This is a genomic window from Mesorhizobium sp. M7A.F.Ca.AU.002.02.1.1, assembly GCF_003998535.1.
Taxonomy (GTDB): domain Bacteria; phylum Pseudomonadota; class Alphaproteobacteria; order Rhizobiales; family Rhizobiaceae; genus Mesorhizobium; species Mesorhizobium ciceri.
On record NZ_RZPB01001151.1, the window covers coordinates 1 to 1,371 of the forward strand.

A 1,371-nucleotide genomic window follows, 5' to 3' on the forward strand; every position below is an offset into this window, starting at 1 on the left:
GTCATAGGGCGTGTGGGTGGGCAGCGTATGTTTTGGGGACGTCATGTCTCAGGTCAGTCTTGCCGGGATCAGTCCGCGCAGCGAATTGCCGACGAACAGGGACTTGGCGGATTTCAGATCGTCCAAGCTGTAGATCGCTTCGCGGGCGCGGCCTTCATCCAGAAGCTGCGCGCGCAATACGCCAGGCAGCAGGCCGCAATCGAGCCGGGGCGTCGCCAGCACGCCGTCGCCGACATCGGCAAAGACATTGGTGATCGTGCCTTCACAGATCTCGCCACGCTCGTTGGCCATAAGCACCTCGTCGGCCTGCGTGATGAGGTGTTCGGCACGGGCACGCGTGTAAAGCTGTCGCCGGCTGGTCTTGTGGCGCAGCAGCGTGTCGTTCGAATCGAGCCTCGTCCGCGCCAGCCGCAGCATCCAGACTTTGTCGGCGGCGAGCGGTTCATAAGGCTGCGCAGAGGCCGTCACCTCGCCATCGTGCGACAGGACGAGACGCGTGCGCGTGGCAACGCCGGAACCGCCGACCGCGCTGCTCAGCGCCTCGCCGACCGTGCCTGGATCACAGCGGAAGCCGAGTTCCGCCGCCGAGCCATAGAGGCGCGCAAGATGACGATCGAAGCGCAGGAAGCCCGAGCCGGGTTCCCAGCGCATGGTCTCGATCAACTGAAAGTCGGCGGTGTTCCCGTCGCGAAGCGCGCTTTCAGCAGACACTCCTGATACTCCTCCTGCGCCGTCGAATCGAAGACGACGCCGCCTCCGACATTGTAGACGGCCTCGCCGCCCGAAAAGAGCGAGATGGTGCGGATCGCCACGGAAAAGCGCATCGGGCCGCCGGGTGCGATCCAGCCTATGGCGCCGCAATAGGCATCGCGGGGCGTGCCTTCCAGGTCGCGCAGGATCTCCATGGCACGGATCTTAGGCGCGCCGGTGATCGAACCGCAAGGAAACAGCGCCGCAAAGATCTGGCGGATAGAGAGACCCGGCAGCAGTTTGGCCCTGACGTCGCTCACCATCTGATGCACGGTCGGGTAAGTCTCGATGCGGAACAGCGCCGGCACGTCCAGCGTGCCCACCTCGCTGATCAGCGAGATATCGTTGCGCAGGAGATCGACGATCATCCGGTTTTCGGCCTGGTTTTTCTCGTCATTGCGCAGGAAGATCTTCTGCCGTTCGTCCTCGGCTTTGGTGGCGCCGCGCGGCGCCGTTCCCTTCATCGGATGCGTCTCGATCATGCCCTCGGCGTCGATCTCGAAGAACAGTTCAGGCGAGCGCGACAGCACGATGGGTTCACCGAGCGCGATCAGCGCGCCATATTTCACCGGCTGACGTTCAGTCAACGCATCGAACGCGGCCAGAGGCTCGCCTGACCAT

At 63.8% G+C, this 1,371-nt stretch carries 2 protein-coding genes; both read right to left on the reverse strand.

Translation table 11 applies throughout. From position 1 onward, the window contains the following. Positions 1 to 48: 48 nt before the first annotated feature. Positions 49 to 711 (reverse strand): aminotransferase class IV family protein, encoded by a 663-nt coding sequence (locus tag EN879_RS35975; protein WP_063168944.1) that lies wholly within the window; start codon positions 709 to 711, stop codon positions 49 to 51. Beyond that, the coding region (gene pabB / locus EN879_RS35980; protein WP_127274718.1) for an aminodeoxychorismate synthase component I at positions 660 to 1,371 on the reverse strand (712 nt) is incomplete at its 5' end. The genes EN879_RS35975 and pabB, both read right to left, overlap by 52 nt.